This is a genomic window from Spiroplasma sp. TIUS-1, assembly GCF_010365785.1.
Lineage (GTDB): Bacteria > Bacillota_I > Bacilli_A > Mycoplasmatales > Mycoplasmataceae > TIUS-1.
The window spans coordinates 777,389-794,167 of sequence record NZ_CP048387.1 but is presented as its reverse complement, the minus strand read 5'-3'; the positions used below and the strand labels follow the sequence as shown (position 1 = coordinate 794,167).

The following is a 16,779-nucleotide window of genomic DNA, read 5'->3' as shown; positions in this document are numbered from 1 at the left end:
TATTAATACATATAGGAATACAAATTATGGCAAAAATAAATAAAGATGAAATAATGATTTTTGGTTTGACTTCAAATCAACCACTTACAGAGAAAATTTGTAAAATTATTGGGGTTAAGCAATCAAAAATGATTACAACTAAATTCTTAGATGGAGAAATGTTAGTTCAATCAATGGATAGTGTAAGAAATAAAGAAGTATATATTATTCAATCAACATCACAACCAGTTAATGAAAATTTGATGGAATTATTGATTGCATGTGATGCCCTTAAAAGAGCAAGTGTTAAAAAAATTAACGTAGTTATACCTTATTTTGGGTACGCAAGGCAAGATAGAAAAGCAAAAGGTAGACAACCAATATCAGCTAAGTTAGTTTCAACATTAATTGAAACAGCTGGGGCACATCGAGTAATAGTTGTTGACCTTCATTCATCACAAACAATGGGTTTTTTTGATATTCCAGTTGATAATTTTTCAACAGCTCAAACATTGGCAAATGAGGTTATTAACACAATAATTACAGATAAATTAGATCCTGAGAAATGTATTTTAGTTTCACCAGATCACGGTGGATTAAAACGTGTACATGACATTGAAAAATATACAGTCGGTATGACAAAAGGAATTGCTGTTGTTGCTAAGAGAAGGCCAGAACCTAATAAAGCAGAAGTGGAATTTGTTTTAGGAGATATAAAAGATAAAGTTTGTTTCATTGTTGATGACATGATTGATACAGGTGGAACAATCTTAAACGCTGCTAAAGCACTTAAAGAATATGGTGCAACCAAAGTTTACATCTTAGCTTGTCATGGTTTATTTAACGGAACAGCTCCTGCAAAAATGGCAGATTTTGTTAAGCGAGGAATTGTTGAAGGTGTAATTGTTACGGATACAATTAAAATTGAAGAAGAAAGATTATTTGAAGGATTAAAAGTTATCTCTGTTGATCAACTGATCGCAGATATGATTATTGCTTCATACAATAGTGAATCACTTTCTGGGGTTTATGCAAGTAAACAAGAACAAATAACTGAACGTATCCAAAATTATTTAAAAAAAGGTTAGTATGGAAAAGTTAATTGTTGGCCTTGGCAATCCTGGTAAGGATTACCAAAATACAAGGCACAATTTCGGTTGAATAATTATTGATTTTTTATTAGAAAAATATGGTTTTGATAAAAAACAAGAAACATTAAAATCTGAACTATACTTTACAAAAATAAACGGAAAAAAAGTTATATTACAAAAACCACTTACCTATATGAATTTAAGTGGTGAAGCAGTTGTTTCTGTTATGAATTTTTATAAAATTAATAAAAATGATTTATTAATAATTCATGATGATAAAGATCTCGATTTTGCAAAACCAAGATTTAAAAATAACGGAAGTGCTGGTGGGCAGAATGGAGTTAAAAACATTATTCAACACCTAGGAACACAGGATTTTAATAGATTACGCGTTGGTATAGGTAAGGTTGACCCCAATTATAAAATTATAGATTGAGTTATGAAAGATATAACTCAAAGTCAAAAAGAAGATTTAAAAAAGGAATTTATAAAATTTTGTGAAGGTATTGATATGTTTATCGAAGGCCAAAGTTTTTTAAAAATTATGAATAAATTCAATCAAAAATCTTAAGGAGATATATGACAGAAAATAAATTATTAACAGTTATAACATGACAAGAAATTAAGGCTGCAATAGTCAAAAAAGCTGACGAATATACAAAAATATATGATGGTGTCCAGTTGACAATTGTTGCTGAATTAGAATCTACATTTATGTTTGTTTCAGATTTTATCCGTGAATTGCCACTTGATGTACAAATCAGATTTGTTTCGTATCCCAAGGATAAAGAGAAAAATTTTGATATTGAATTAGGAAAATATGAAGCTTTAAAAGGAAGACACGTGTTAATCATAAACGACATGCTTTACAAAGGTAAAGGTTTAAAAATGATTTATGACAAAATTAAATTAGAAGAACCACAAGATATACGAGTGTTAACATTATTAGAAAAACCTTCAGCAAAACGTTTAACTACATTTCCTGTTGAATCGTTATTTCAAGTTCACAATGATCATGTTTTAGGATATGGTTTAACTTACAATGGAAGTTACCGTGGACTAAAATCAATTTATAAAGTTGTTGAAGAGAAATCGGGTAATGTCAAATAAAAATTTTTATGTAACAACACCAATTTATTATCCAAGTGGTAATTTACATATTGGTCATGCTTACACAACTGTATTGGCTGATGTAATTGCAAGATATAAAAAGGAAAACGGATACAACGTTTTTTTCTTAACTGGTTCTGATGAACATGGTCAAAAAATTGAAACAAAAGCTAAAGAAGCTAATTTAGATCCTAAAAAATATGTAGATGGAATGATTGTTGGGTTCAAAGAATTATGAAAAAAACTTGATATAAATTTTGATAGATTTATACGTACAACTGATGAAGATCATGTTGAAGGTGTTAAAAAAATATTTACTAAGTTGTTAAAACAAGACGACATATATTTAGGTGAATATGTTGGTAAATATTGTACAAGTTGTGAAGAGTTTTTAACAAAAGAGCAGATGGATGAAAATTTTAGACACTCTGTATGTAAAAACATTGCTAAAGATTTATCAGAAGAAACATATATGTTACGTGTTTCAAAGTATCATAAATTTCTAGTGAAATTATTTGAAACAAATTTCCTGATTCCTGAAAATAGAAAATCAGAAATGTTAAATAATTTCATTAATAATAATCTAGAAGATTTATCAGTAACTAGAGTTACTTTTGATTGGGGTATAAAAATTAACGAAAGTGACAAACACATTATATATGTTTGATTGGATGCTCTTTCAAATTACATCACCGCTTTAGGGTGGGGTAGTGATAATGATAAGCTGCTGAAGCAATTTTGATCAAAAGATAGTGAAGTACTTCAGATTGTTGGTAAAGAAATAACAAGATTTCACTCAATTTATTGACCAGTAATGTTAGAAGGACTTGGATTAAAAATGCCAGATAAACTTCTGTCTCATGGATGGATTCTTGTTAAAAATGAGAAAATGTCTAAGTCTTTAGGAAATGTAGTAGATCCAAATTATATAATTAATACATATGGTTCAGACGCAGTTAGGTTTTACATTTCGTATAACTTACCAACTGAAAATGATGGTTCTTATTCAGATGAATTAATGATTGAATCTTTTAATACAAATCTAGCTAATAATATTGGAAATTTAATTTCACGTGTATCAAATATGATAATTAAATATTCAGATGGATTATTAAATAAAGTTGATATTTCTAAAACTGAATTATTTAAAGAATCACAGGTTACTATTAAAAATTTTGGAATATTGATGGATGAATATAAATACTCAAAAGCTATTGAAACAGTTCTTGGACTAGGTAATCTGGCTAATAAACTAATTGAAGATTCAAAACCATGAGATTTAGACAAACAAGGTAAGAAAAAAGAATTAAATTTACTATTATCACAATTGCAGTATGCTATTGTTACAATTAACTTTTTACTTAAACCAATATTAGTTAAATCATATGAAACTATGATGATTCAAATGGGTGTTGATGGGTCACAATTATCATTGTCGTCATTGGTAAAAAATGAAATTTCATTTTCTAAAATTAAAGAAAAATTGATAATCTTTAAAAGACTGGCTATATAATATTGAGGTATAAGTATGAAAAATCAAAATAAAATCTCTTTTAGTAAAGTAGAACAAAAGTATAAAAAAGATATTTATTCTTTATTCCACCCAAGTGAGGAAATGGTAATTGAAAAGTCAGCATATTCTATGCTTGGTTTAGAAGAAATGGATGAAGATCAATTATTTGAAAGAATGATTAGTTCAAAAACGGAATTAATTTTAAAAGATAATAGTCAATTTGTTGGATTAATTGAAACAATTCCTTATAAAGAGGATGCTTTAGAAATTAGAATTGCAAGTATTATTTATGAAGATGCTAATGTTAAAGAAACTGAAGCTGCAACTCAAAAATATATAATTAAAGCACTAAAAAAACATGGCGCAAAAAGAATGATTTTAGAAGTTAGCAAAGATAACAATCTAATGATTGAACATCTATTAGGTTCTGGATACAAAGTAATATCGACAATAAATAATTCAATTACCTTTGAATTTGATTTTTCGAAATTTAATAAATAAGGAATTTAGTAATTAATTTAATATTTTGAGGAATTATATGCGTAAAGTTAACATTAGAAAAATTGAGCAAAAAGACAAGAAATTTATTTATGAAATATTTAAAATGTCTGAAGACAAAGTTGAAAAAGCATCTTATCAAATGCTAGGATTAGAACTCCTAAATGAAGATGATATTTTTTCAAGGATGGTTCAATCGGATGCAAGAATACTTGAATTAGATGAAAAAAAGCCATTTGCAATTATTGAGTCAGCACCTTATGAGTCAGATGCATTAGAAATTAGAATGGTAGTTTTAAAAAGTAATCAAGATGATGAATTTGTTCCTAAACAGGCTACTGAAAAACTTATTATTGAAGTTTTAAAACAGTATGGTACAAAAAGAGTTATTATGGAAATATCTTTAAAAAGTGATTTAATAATAAATAGTTTAATTAAATCAGGATTCAGAGCTATATTTGTTATCAATGATACAATTACTTTGGAGTTTGACTATAATCATTTCAATAATTTTGAATAGTAACTTAAAAAGACGAGTTTGTTCTCGCTTTTTTATTTCAAGGAGTATTATAAAAACATGTTAAAAGAAATTAAAAAAGTTGATATTGTAGTTATTGGTGCTGGACACGCAGGTGTTGAAGCTGCTCTAGCAAGTGCGAGAATGGGATGTAAGACCATTCTTTTAAACTTATATAAAGATAGGATTGCAGCAATGCCTTGTAATCCTTCAATCGGTGGACCTGCTAAGGGAGTTGTTGTTAGAGAGATTGATGCTATTGGTGGTGAAATGGGTAAAGCTGCAGATGCAACATCTCTACAAATGAAGCTATTAAATTCATCAAGAGGTCCCGGTGTTTGGGCTTTACGTGCTCAATCAGATAAAGTGAAATACTCTAAATACATGCAAAATAAAGTTGAAAATCAAGAAAATTTAGAATTGGTAGTAGGAATTGCTAAAGATTTAATTTTGAAAGACTCAAAAATTGTTGGAGTACTATTAATGGATGGGAGAGTTATTGAATGTAACTCAGCAGTTTTAACCACTGGGACATACTTGTCTTCAATTTTGCACAGAGGGTCGGAAACTGAAAAATCAGGACCAGATGGTGAAATTACAACAAATTATTTAAGTGATACACTACGTAAAAAAGGTATCAAACTTTTAAGATTTAAAACTGGAACACCTCCACGTGTTAGAGCTGACTCAATTGACTTTTCAAAAGCAACTATGGAACCTGGAACAGACGCTAACTTGGCATTTTCCTTTTCAACAAAAACTTACACACCAGTTAAAAATCAAATCCCTTGTCATTTAATATATACAACAAAAGAAACTAAAAGTATTATTGAAGATAATCTAAAAAAATCAGCAATGTATGGGGGAACTATTGATGGAATCGGACCAAGATATTGCCCTTCGTTTGAAGACAAGGTTGTTAGATTTAGTTCTAAAGAGCAACATCAAATTTTCTTGGAACCAGAATCATTATCAATGGATACAATATATGTTCAAGGCTTTTCGACATCAATGCCAATAGATATTCAAGATAAAATGTTAAGAAGTTTACCTGGTTTTGAAAATGTGATAGTTGATAAATGGGCTTATGCAATTGAATATGATTGTATTGATCCAACGCAATTAAAACTTTCACTTGAGTTAAAAGGTATTGATAATTTATTCTTGGCTGGACAAATTAATGGAACAAGTGGATATGAAGAAGCAGCTGGACAAGGATTAATTGCTGGAATTAACGCAGTTAGAAAAATTCAAAATAAGGAACCTTTTATCCCAAAAAGAAGTGAATCTTATATTGGATTAATGATTGATGATTTAGTTAATAAAGGTGTAGTTGAACCATACAGACTTTTAACAAGTAGATCAGAATACAGACTTACTTTAAGAAATGATAATGCTGAATTCAGATTAAAAAAATATGGAAGAGACATTGGGTTAATAAAAGATCAAGAGTGAAATGAATTCTTAAAATTTGAAAAGGAAATTAATGAGGGTATTGAATTATTAAAATCAATTAGATTTACTCCAAAAATGGAAATAGCAGTTGAATTAAATAATTTAGGTCAGTCAAATATTACACAAGGCATTAGTGCTTATCAACTTTTAAAACAGCCAACTGTTGATTCAAAAATTGTTTTTAAATATATTCCCCAATTGAATAATCTATCTCACAATCAATTGCAATACATAGTTATCAACATTAGATTTGAAGGTTATATTAAAAAAGAATTAGAGACAATTCAAAGATTTGAAAAATCAGAATCTAAAATAATACCAGCTGATATTGTTTATAATGATGTGGAAAATCTTGCAACTGAGGCTAGACAATTATTTGAAAAGATTAGACCAACATCTGTTGGGCAAGCATCTAGAATTACAGGTATTAATCCTGCAGATATTCAAATGTTGTTATTTTATCTTAGAAAGAAATATGCGCAAAAAACAACTATTTAACAATAGTTGTTTTTCTTGATAATTCTCCAAAAATTTGCATTTCAATTAGTAATGGTTTCAGTGCCATTCCAAGGGCAGTTAACTCATATTCAACCATTGGTGGAACAACTGGATAAACTGTTCTTGTTATTATTCCTTTCTCCTCTAAAAATCTTAAGTTTGAAGTTAAAACTTTTTGTGAGATATCATTAATTGATTTTTTTAGCTCACTAAATCTTTTCTTTCCATTAATAAGGTCCCTCAATATTAAGAATGTTCATTTTGATTTAATAACATTTAGTGTATATTCAATTGCACATGTATTATCCATATTTCTCCCCATGGTATCTAAAAGTATACTATAGCACATAAATATATGTATTGACTTAATTGGATACATGTTTATTATATAAAAGAACAATAAAAAGTTCAATTATATAGGAGAAAATATGTCAAAAATACTAATTATCAACGCAAGCGTTGTACCAAAAGAAAATTCACGTTCATTTGCAATTACTGAATTATTCTTAGAAAAATATAAATTAAATAACCCTCAGGATGAAATCATTGTTTTAGATTTAAATAATGAAGAAATGGCTAAGCAGTCATTATGAAAAGGAAATATGAATGCATTCTGAACACCGGAACTTTCAGGAAAATATCAAGATCAAATTAAGTCAGTTGATAAATTAGTTATGGTTACACCAATGATTAACTGAAATATATCACCTTTACTAAAAAACTATATAGATAGAATAACACTAGCAAATGTAACATTTTCATATTCAAAGAGTACTCATCCAGAAGGAATTCCTGCTGGGTTATTAACAAATATTAAATCATTTCAGGCAATTACAACTAAAGGTTCACCAACTCATTGGTACTCAGAATTTATCAATATTGGGGAGTACTTAAACGGTTTATTTACACTATTGGGAGCAAAAGTAAAACCTGCGTTAGTATTAGGTGGAATGGATATGCCTCCACTAGTTGGCCAAAAACCTTCTGATGTTGCAAAAGTTTTTGAAAAAGAAATTACTGAAGCAGCAAACAAATTTTAGTAAATAATAAATTATTAAACTATCAAATGTTAATGATTAATTCTCAATGAATTAATCATTTTTTTATTTTTTTATTGATGAATTTGGTAAATAAAAAATATAAAATAAAAGTGTAATAGCAAAAAAATAGGTATTCTTAGTAGTGTAATTTATTAAGAAAAGTAAGGCCTTTTGAAAATTTGATAGGAGAACAAAGTGAAAAAGATAATTAGCTTGTTGTGTGTTTCTGCTATCGTAATATCAACACCATTAACACTTATATCGTGTAATTTTAATGTTGATAGATATTCTAAAATTTATGTAATAACAGATGGTGGGAAGCTACAAGACAGAGCTTTTAATCAATCTGGATTCTTAGGTGGAAATAAATTCATTAATAAAGCATTGGGTAAGAGTGAGGAAATAAATGTTTCATACGCTCAACCAACAACTTTAACAGATGTTCCTTGAATGTATAGTCAGGCTTTTAAACATGGTTCAAAAGCCTTGATATTACCTGGTTTTAAACACGCAAATTTTATTGATAAAGCAAATGAAGCGGCCAAAAAAAATGATGGATCTATTGTTTTTATTGACGGTGCATCTTCAGGTTTGAATAACACAATTGGTCTATCTTATAGATCAGATATTTCTGGTTTATGATCAGGCATAGCATCAATAATGTATTTATTGAAGACTGGAAAACCACCTGTTTTAGCTACGTTTGGTGGTATTCCACATGCATTTGCTGTTGACTCATTTATGGTAGGCTTTTTAGCTTCGGTTGCTGTCTATAATGAAATGCTTAAAGACAAATCAGAAGACTCGAATATAATGAAAATAGCAAAAAAATTTGATCTTAAATCAGAAAATATGATTGAAGCTAAAATAAATAATGCACAAGCAGATGGATATTCAAGTTCTAAACATGGTCAGTGATTTACTGATTCATTTGATCCAGGCAAGGGTTCTGATCTTTCTGAAACTCTGTTAATTAAAAACGGGGCAAACATAATAATGCCAGTTGCTGGCCCACAAACTGCAGACACGTTGAAAGTATTGGAAGAGAATAAATTTAGCGGAAACAAATTTATTGTTGGTGTAGACACTAACCAAGTTGAAATGTACGATACATACTCACAATATTTTATAACATCAGCTGAAAAAGATATAGTTGGTTCTTCTGCTTTAGCATTGGCACATTCAAATGTATTTTTATCTGAAATGATTGAAACCAAAGATAGTTTTGGAATTGATCAAGATAAATATAATGAAATAATTGATGACATGGGAAATAACTTAAGTGTAACAACAAAAACAGATGAAGGTTACAAGAATGTATTTACAGGAATTGATGATGGCTTAATTACACAACAAGAAGACTTTTTATATAAAAATGATTGAAGAGGAATGGACCTTTGATTAGGGGGTTCTATTTCTAAAGACGGAAATAATAAAATCAATTTAAGTCAATTAGAAGTAATAAAAGATGTGTTTAAAAGTGCTTCTTTGGAGGCATCAAAAAATTATTTTGATTATGTATCTATACCCGGAAATGGTGTTCCTTCAAAAACTTTATCCAAGATAAGGATTACGGAATATTCTAACAAAGTATTAGAAATATTGAATTTAGAAAAAAAACTATAAAGGAGGTAATATGAAAAAACTAATAAGCATTATGTCGATTTCAACAATTATTGTAGCATCAGTAACAACACTTGTTTCTTGTTCTAATATGGGCGTTTATTCTGAAATTTATGTGATTACTGATGCTGGAAAAGTTGCTGATAAATCATTTAACCAATCAGGTTATGAAGCAGGTAATAGGTTTATTAATGAAGCCTTATTAATGGAAAATACTAACGTTTCATATGCTCAACCAACAACTATGACTGATGTCCCTTGAATGTATAATCAAGCCTTTAAGCATGGAGCAAAAACATTAATACTACCCGGCTATAAGCATGGAGCCTTTATAAGTGAAGCAGATAAGGCAGCTAAAAAATATGATGGTTCAGTTATATTTATTGATGGATCATCTAACCAAATGGAGAATACAATTGGTCTATCTTATAGATCTGATATTTCAGGTTTATGAGCTGGAATATCTTCAATAATGCATGTTCTTACTACAAAACAAACCCCTGTGTTAGCAACATTCGGTGGTATGCAAAATTCCGCAGCAGTTGATCCTTTTATGGCTGGTTTCTTAGCATCTGTTGGTGTTTATAATGAAATGATTAAAGATAAATCAGAAGATTCAAAGATAATGAAAATAGCAAATTCATTTAATCTTGAGCAAAAAGATTTGGTTGAGGCTCGAATTAATGATGCACAAGCTGAAGGTTATTCCAGTTCGAAACATGGTCAATGATTTACTGATTCATTTGATCCAGGAAAAGGATCAGATTTATCTGAGACTTTATTAATTCAACAAGGAGCAAATGCTATTTTGCCAGTTGCTGGACCCCAAACTGCCGACGTATTAAAAATTTTGTCTGAAAATAATTTAAAAGGTAAATCTTTTGTTGTAGGTGTTGATACCGATCAAGTAGAAATGTATAAAACTTATTCAGAATATTTTATTACTTCTGCTGAAAAAGATATAGTTGGTTCATCATCTTTAGCATTGGCTCATTCTGGCATGTTTGATTTTGAAATGAAGAGTGCAAAGGAAAAAATGAACTTTGAAGCAGAAGAATATAATGATATTTTAAAAAATATGGGAAATAACTTAAGTATCACGACAAAAGTTAATGACACTTTTGAGTTGGTTGAAACAGGATTGACTACATCAGAAGACGACGATTGAAATGGAAGAGATTTTTGAGTAGGAGGTTCTATTTCAGTCTCAAACTTTAATAAAATTAATAATAAACAACTTGCGATTTTAAAGGATGTTTTTGAAGAAGCAGCTACTCAGGCGTCTATTAAATATTTTGCTTATACTTCTCAACCATCAAATAGCGTTGCATCAGAAACTTTATCTATAAAAACAATTAATGAATATACAAAAGATATAATACAACACATGAATGATCAAGAAACTAATTCCGGAGATTTTTTAGCTATGTAAGTAAAAAATCGGAGAAATTAGTTTTTTTCAATATAAAAGTAATAATGGAATTATTTCCAAAAAATATAAAATATTTGGTAAATTTCATTGACATTATATTGTTTAAAAATAATAATAATAATATAGTAATTATCAAAATATTTATATTTGGAAATCAAAATAAAATAGGAGGTTACGTGAAAAAGTTATTAAGTTTTTTAGGCATATCTACAATTGTAACCGCATCTGCAATGACAATAGTGTCTTGTGGATTCAAAGGTGATAGATATTCTGGAATATATGTGGTGACTGACACTGGAAAGATTGCGGATAGATCTTTTAATCAGTCAGGATATGTATCTGGTAATAGATTTGTTAAAGATGCCTTATTAATAGAAAATGCTGAAGTTGGATATATACAACCTACAGTTATGACTGATGCTCCATGAATGTACAGTCAATCTTATAAAAATGGTGCTAAAGCATTAGTGTTACCAGGATTTAAACATCTAAACTATTTAGAATCAGCAGATCAAAGTTCGGAATTAGCTGGTGGAGCAGCTATTATTGTTGATGCTTCTGCTGGTAAAGGTAATGATGGATTTTTTGAAAATACAATTGGTCTATTATATAGGGCTGATATGTCGGGGTTTTGAGCAGGTTTAGCAGGAATAATGCATGTCTTTAAAGTAACAAATGATGTTCCAAAACTTGCAACTTATGGAGGTATGCAAAATGGTACAGCAGGAGATCCATTTATGGCTGGATTCTTGGCTTCAGTAAAAGTCTTTAATGACTCATATGAAGCATATCTAAAAAATCCTGTTACAAGAACGAGTCAAGAAAATAACCAAGCTCTTGGAATAGCAAAAATTGCTGAATCATTTCTTGGTGAAAAATTTGTAGACAAAATTGGAGATAGAAGAGCTGAAATTGTTGAAGCTCAAAGAGAAGGTTATAATGGAAAGGGAACTGGTCATGCTCAATGATTTACAGATTCTTATGATGCTGGTAAAGGTGCTGACATTTCTCAAATGTTAATAAATGCTCAGGGAGCAAATGTAATCATGCCAGTTGCTGGACCTCAAACAGCAGATACATTAAACATTCTTGCTGAAAATAAATATCAAAATAAAAGATTTGTTATTGGTGTAGATACAAATCAAGTTGAAATGTATGATACATTTTCAGACTTCTTTATCACATCAGCTGAAAAAGATATAGTTGGTTCAACAGCACTAGCATTGGCACATTCTGGTTCATTCAGTGATGAAATGGAAGATGCTAAAGTTAAAATTGAATCAGGTTCTGAAGGTAAAGACTATAATGATGTTCTACATGAAATGGGTAATAGTCTATCTGTTACAACCAAAATTGATGGTAAATTTGAAAAAGTATACACAGGTTTAGTTGAAGATGACAAAGATGAAACTGAAATTCAAGTAGATGGAAATACTTTAATAGCGTTCAACAATTGAAAAGAAAAAGATCTTTGGTTGGGTGGTTCAATTTCAACAGGTGGTGAAAATAAAGTGGAACTAGGACATTTTGAAGATATCAAATCAGTATTTAGTTCAGCTACAGAATTAGCGTCATTAGAATATTTTGAGTATGTGACTACACCTGGTCAAAGTATAGCTAAATACACATTAAGTATTGAAGCAATTAATCAATATGCAGATACAATATTAGGAAATATGAGTTCCGGTGGAACTGAAACAAATTATGGAGATTTTATAAATTATGGAAAGTAGTCAAAATAAATTAAATTCAGAATACGCCGTTGAAATGGAAGGTGTAACAATGATCTTTAACGGAACAATTGTTGCAAATGAAAATATAAATTTGAAAGTTAAAAAAGGAGAAATACATGCTCTGGTTGGAGAAAATGGAGCAGGTAAATCAACATTAATGTCGGTATTGTTTGGTCTATATGAGCCAACAAGGGGCTCAATCAAAATCAACGGTAAAACTGAATATATAACAAACCCAATTAAGGCTAATAAGTTAGGTTTAGGTATGGTTCATCAACACTTTAAATTAGTTGATATTTTTAGTCTTTGAGAAAACATTGCTATGGGAGATGAAAAACTCAAATACAAGGAATTTATTGATAAGAAATCTATTGTTGATAAGATTACTGAAATTATGAATAAATATAAATTAGAAGTTGAGTTAGAAGATAAGGTTAGCAACTCAACAGTTGGTGTTCAACAAAGAACAGAGATTTTAAAAATATTATATAGAGATGCTGAAATCTTAATCTTTGATGAACCAACAGCTGTTTTAACACCTCAAGAAATTGACGGATTATTAGATGTCATGAAAGTACTCCAAGCAGATGGTAAGACTATAATATTCATTACTCATAAAATGGCAGAAATTGAAAAAGTCGCAGATTCAGCAACTGTTATTCGTAGGGGTAAAATGATTGGTACCTATGATATGAAAAAAACAACTGTTGATGAATTATCAGAAGCCATGGTTGGTAGAAAACTTGTGGAAGTAAAAAATACATATTTACCTCCACGAGAAAATGTTGTTTTAAAAATGGAAAATGTTTCAATGAATAGGGCAACAAATAAAAAAATTCAAGGTCTTAAGGATTTCTCTTTAGAAATAAAAGCTGGAGAAATAGTAGCTATTGCAGGAGTTGAAGGTAACGGTCAACAAGAAATTGCCAATGCTATTACTGGATTAGAAAAAGTAGATCAAGGAAAGGTTTATTTAAATGGTGTTGATATAACTAATGCATCAATTGCAGATAGATATAGAAAACATAAGATAAGTCACATTCCTGAAGATAGACATAAACATGGTTTAGTTTTGGATATGAATGTAATTGATAACACTGTGATACAAGATATCTCATCTCATAAATTTTCAAAGTTTGGAATTGTTAATAGAAACTCAATTCAAACTTATGGTCAAACAATTATTTATAAATATGATGTAAGAGGAGCAAATAATGGCTTTGCAATTGCAAGACAATTATCTGGTGGTAACCAACAAAAAATTATTGTTGGTAGAGAACTTACAAGAGAACATAACTTGATTGTAATATTTCAACCTACACGTGGGTTAGATGTTGGTTCAATTGAATACATACATTCGGAAATATTAAAAGCAAAAGAAACAGGATCAGCAATATTATTAATATCATATGAATTAAATGAAGTAATGGCTCTTGCAGACAGAATTGTTGTTGTTAACTCAGGAGATATAATCAACACAATTCCAGGTAAAGGTGCAGTACGAGAATTAATTGGTAAAATGATGCTTGGTCATAAAGACGTCAATGTGGAGGTAACAAATGAATAATAACTTTAACATTGATAAGTGAATGAAGCGCAAAAAATTTGTAGCTCAAGTCACAAGTGAGGATACAAAAACAAAACTAAAATTTGCCAAGGCTTCAATTTATGCAATCATCTTTGGTTCAATAATTGGAATGATAATAGTAAGTTTAAATGGATTTAACGGAGTAGGTTATTTCTTTAAAATGTTAGCAACAGGATTTAGCTTTGATGGGGGAGCCACATCACCACTAATTAATATGACAATGGTATACTTTGCAGCGTATGCATTAATGGGTTTAGGATTAGCTCTTGGATTCAAGGTTGGATTATTTAATATGGGTGGTTCAGGACAAGCTGTATTAGGTATGGGTTTAAGTTATCTTTGCTTAAATAGTCTTCGTAAAACTGCTGAAGATGGAACTTTGTTAGGTTTTGATTCAGTTCCACAAGGAGCAGTAGTATTAATTATATTAATGTTTATCCTATCAGGTGTGATTATTTCTACACTTGCAGGTATATTAAAAACTAAACTAAATATTCATGAAGTTGTTACAACAATTATGTTGAACTGAGTTGCATGATATGTAGTTAAATGATTTGTTGGAAATGATGTACTAGCAGCAAACGTAGGTAATACACCATCTGTTGGATATGATTGGTTATCAATAAATGGTAATAACTGAATAGTTGGTGTTGTTGTCGCACTATTTTGTATAGTTGCAGTTTGGTTAGTTCTAACTTTTACAACTGTAGGATTCAAATTTAATATGGTTGGTAAACAATCAACAGCAGCTAAATATGCTGGAGTTAAAAATCAACAATATTTCATATTAACAACTTCAGTTCAAGGATTATTTATTGGACTTGGGGGAATGTTCTTCTATTTACAACGTGAAGGTGGGGCAATTATTATGACAAATGACACAATACCTACAATTGGTTTTGATGTTATTGCGGTAGCGCTTGTATCTTTCAACAATGTATTAGGTGTTATCCCGATTGCTCTTCTGTGAGCTGCATTAAAAGTTGGATCAACATTTGGTTCATTTGGAGATTATGTTGGTGTTTCTAAAGAAACTGCATCAATGGTTTTTGGAGCAATTGTATATGGAGCAGCAGTTTATTCTTTATTCTATAGATTTGAGATAACAACAAATATTAAGCGAATGATTCATCACTTTAAAGATGTTGTTCTAAAAATAGAATTGAATGAACAAAAAGAAAATATAAGAGATCTTAAAATAAAGTTAAAAGAAACTGAATTAGAAGAAGACCAAGCTTTAATCAGAGGTCAAATTAAGGCAATTAAAAACTCAATTAAAATTTCAAAAGAAGAGTCTTACAAGAAATTCTCTAACAGTGGAATCAGAGGATTTAGAAAAAAATACAATGAAAATAAAGTAGCTAGAGGATTCTCTGTATTAGATGAAGTAATGAATGTTACAAATTCACGTAATTCAAAAATCGAATTATATATTCATGAAGCCAAGGAAAAAATCAAAATTGATCCAGAAAATGCACAAAAGATTAATGCTGAATTGCATGACAAAATTGAATCATTAAAAGAAATGGTAAATGAGGCAGGTTTCTCTACAGTTGATAGTTACAACATTTGAAAACGTCAAGAAAAAGATAAGTACAAAGCTGAGTTGAATGAGATTAAAGAAAAATTAGCAAATATTAAATATGATTATAAAGAAAAAATGAAACTAATTTCATCAGGTGATGATAAGTTGGAAATTAGAAAAGAGTACTTTTTGAAAGAAATGGAGGTTGTGAATGTTAAATAGTTTATTTGGAAACATATCAATATTCTTCGCCATTTTCCTTCTAGCATCATTGGCTGGTATGATTGCAGAAAGATCAGGAATGGTAAATATAGCTATTGAAGGTTATATGATTATTGGGGCATTAGTATTCTCAGTATTCGGGTTCTATACAAATAAAAGTGGTAACAACCAGGGTATGCAGATATTGGGAATGATATTTGCAATGTTAGCAGCAGCAGCATTCTCACTATTGCACTCCTTTGCTTCCATTAAGATGAAGTCCAATCATATTGTTTCAGGTGTAGCAATTAATATCTTGGCTTCAGGACTAGGACTATTCTTTATTACAGTAATTAATGGTTCAGACTTTGTCGCTTCTAACTTTACAAGGATTTGATTCATAGATGCTAAGTTCTTCAACCTTTATATTGTTATTGCTGTAGCTATTGCAGTTATTGTTGGAGTATACTTTGCATTTACAAAAACTGGTATGAGACATGCAGCTTGTGGTGAGAACCCTCACTCCGTTGCAGCAGCAGGTATTAGTGTTATTAAATATAGATTTATAGCAATGACAGTTTCAGCAGCAATTGCTGGACTTGCAGGAGCTATGTTCGTAGTTGGTAGAACTGCGGGAATATTCCGTGGTGATACAGCAGGTTGAGGTTTCCTTGCTTTAGGAATCATGATTGTTGGTCAATGAAGAACTAAATTTATATTTTCAGCAGCACTAGTATTTGCAACATTATTTAGTTTTGGAGAAGCTATTGGTTCATCAATTGGAGTAGGTACATGATTTGCTGATAACAAAATGTTAATTCAAGCACTTCCATATATCATATCTCTAGCAGTTATGGTAGTTATGGCTAAATACTCTAAACCTCCAAAAGTCGCCGGTGAAACCTTCGACAAATCGCAAAGGTAGAAACATTAAGATACATTCGTATTCGAATGTATTTTTTTCTATTTGAGATTA

15 protein-coding genes are annotated in these 16,779 nt (G+C 30.0%); 14 read left to right on the top strand and 1 reads right to left on the bottom strand.

Features of this window, described 5'->3' with window-relative positions; all coding sequences use genetic code 4:
* Nucleotides 1-35: 35 nt before the first annotated feature.
* From STIUS_RS03580 to mnmG, 7 genes are read left to right on the top strand one after another with little or no spacing between them, the layout of a single operon-like run.
* A complete protein-coding gene (locus tag STIUS_RS03580) occupies nucleotides 36-1,067 on the top strand; it encodes a ribose-phosphate pyrophosphokinase (protein WP_162650050.1) in 1,032 nt (343 codons plus the stop codon).
* Nucleotide 1,068: 1 nt separating this feature from the next.
* The gene (gene pth, locus STIUS_RS03575) at nucleotides 1,069-1,641 is read left to right on the top strand and encodes an aminoacyl-tRNA hydrolase (RefSeq protein ID WP_162650011.1); all 573 of its coding nucleotides are present in this window, start codon (nucleotides 1,069-1,071) and stop codon (nucleotides 1,639-1,641) included.
* 8 nt (nucleotides 1,642-1,649) lie between these two features.
* On the top strand, nucleotides 1,650-2,180 hold the full coding sequence (locus STIUS_RS03570; protein WP_162650010.1) for a phosphoribosyltransferase: 531 nt from the start codon (nucleotides 1,650-1,652) through the stop codon (nucleotides 2,178-2,180).
* Nucleotides 2,170-3,693 carry a methionine--tRNA ligase gene (gene metG, locus STIUS_RS03565; RefSeq protein ID WP_162650009.1) on the top strand — a complete coding sequence of 508 codons (1,524 nt, stop codon included), beginning with the start codon at nucleotides 2,170-2,172 and terminating at the stop codon, nucleotides 3,691-3,693. Before STIUS_RS03570 ends, metG begins: the two co-directional genes overlap by 11 nt.
* Before the next feature lie 15 nt (nucleotides 3,694-3,708).
* Nucleotides 3,709-4,194: a hypothetical protein gene (locus tag STIUS_RS03560; RefSeq protein WP_162650008.1), complete on the top strand. Its 486-nt coding sequence runs from the start codon at nucleotides 3,709-3,711 to the stop codon at nucleotides 4,192-4,194.
* 37 nt (nucleotides 4,195-4,231) lie between these two features.
* On the top strand, nucleotides 4,232-4,711 hold the full coding sequence (locus tag STIUS_RS03555) for a hypothetical protein (RefSeq protein ID WP_162650007.1): 480 nt from the start codon (nucleotides 4,232-4,234) through the stop codon (nucleotides 4,709-4,711).
* Nucleotides 4,712-4,768: 57 nt separating this feature from the next.
* The gene (gene mnmG, locus STIUS_RS03550) at nucleotides 4,769-6,661 is read left to right on the top strand and encodes a tRNA uridine-5-carboxymethylaminomethyl(34) synthesis enzyme MnmG (protein WP_162650006.1); all 1,893 of its coding nucleotides are present in this window, start codon (nucleotides 4,769-4,771) and stop codon (nucleotides 6,659-6,661) included.
* Here the strand turns inward: mnmG and STIUS_RS03545 are convergent.
* Nucleotides 6,654-6,971, bottom strand: a complete 318-nt coding sequence (locus tag STIUS_RS03545) for a helix-turn-helix domain-containing protein (RefSeq protein WP_162650005.1) — start codon at nucleotides 6,969-6,971, stop codon at nucleotides 6,654-6,656. The two genes, mnmG and STIUS_RS03545, sit on opposite strands and share 8 nt — an antisense overlap.
* A 118-nt stretch (nucleotides 6,972-7,089) precedes the next feature.
* Between STIUS_RS03545 and STIUS_RS03540 the strand changes: the two genes are divergently transcribed.
* From STIUS_RS03540 to STIUS_RS03510, 7 genes are all read left to right on the top strand, one after another.
* Nucleotides 7,090-7,701, top strand: coding sequence for an FMN-dependent NADH-azoreductase (locus tag STIUS_RS03540; protein WP_162650004.1), 612 nt, complete (start codon nucleotides 7,090-7,092; stop codon nucleotides 7,699-7,701).
* A 195-nt stretch (nucleotides 7,702-7,896) separates the two neighbouring features.
* On the top strand, nucleotides 7,897-9,327 hold the full coding sequence (locus STIUS_RS03535) for a hypothetical protein (RefSeq protein WP_162650003.1): 1,431 nt from the start codon (nucleotides 7,897-7,899) through the stop codon (nucleotides 9,325-9,327).
* A 10-nt stretch (nucleotides 9,328-9,337) separates the two neighbouring features.
* On the top strand, nucleotides 9,338-10,756 hold the full coding sequence (locus tag STIUS_RS03530) for a hypothetical protein (RefSeq protein WP_162650002.1): 1,419 nt from the start codon (nucleotides 9,338-9,340) through the stop codon (nucleotides 10,754-10,756).
* Between the two features lie 176 nt (nucleotides 10,757-10,932).
* The gene (locus STIUS_RS03525) at nucleotides 10,933-12,489 is read left to right on the top strand and encodes a hypothetical protein (RefSeq protein ID WP_162650001.1); all 1,557 of its coding nucleotides are present in this window, start codon (nucleotides 10,933-10,935) and stop codon (nucleotides 12,487-12,489) included.
* A complete protein-coding gene (locus STIUS_RS03520) occupies nucleotides 12,479-14,056 on the top strand; it encodes an ABC transporter ATP-binding protein (RefSeq protein ID WP_162650000.1) in 1,578 nt (525 codons plus the stop codon). The genes STIUS_RS03525 and STIUS_RS03520 overlap by 11 nt, the downstream gene beginning before the upstream one ends.
* Nucleotides 14,049-15,824, top strand: a complete 1,776-nt coding sequence (locus STIUS_RS03515) for an ABC transporter permease (protein WP_162649999.1) — start codon at nucleotides 14,049-14,051, stop codon at nucleotides 15,822-15,824. The genes STIUS_RS03520 and STIUS_RS03515 overlap by 8 nt, the downstream gene beginning before the upstream one ends.
* Nucleotides 15,814-16,728, top strand: coding sequence for an ABC transporter permease (locus STIUS_RS03510; protein ID WP_162649998.1), 915 nt, complete (start codon nucleotides 15,814-15,816; stop codon nucleotides 16,726-16,728). The genes STIUS_RS03515 and STIUS_RS03510 overlap by 11 nt, the downstream gene beginning before the upstream one ends.
* Nucleotides 16,729-16,779 lie beyond the last annotated feature (51 nt).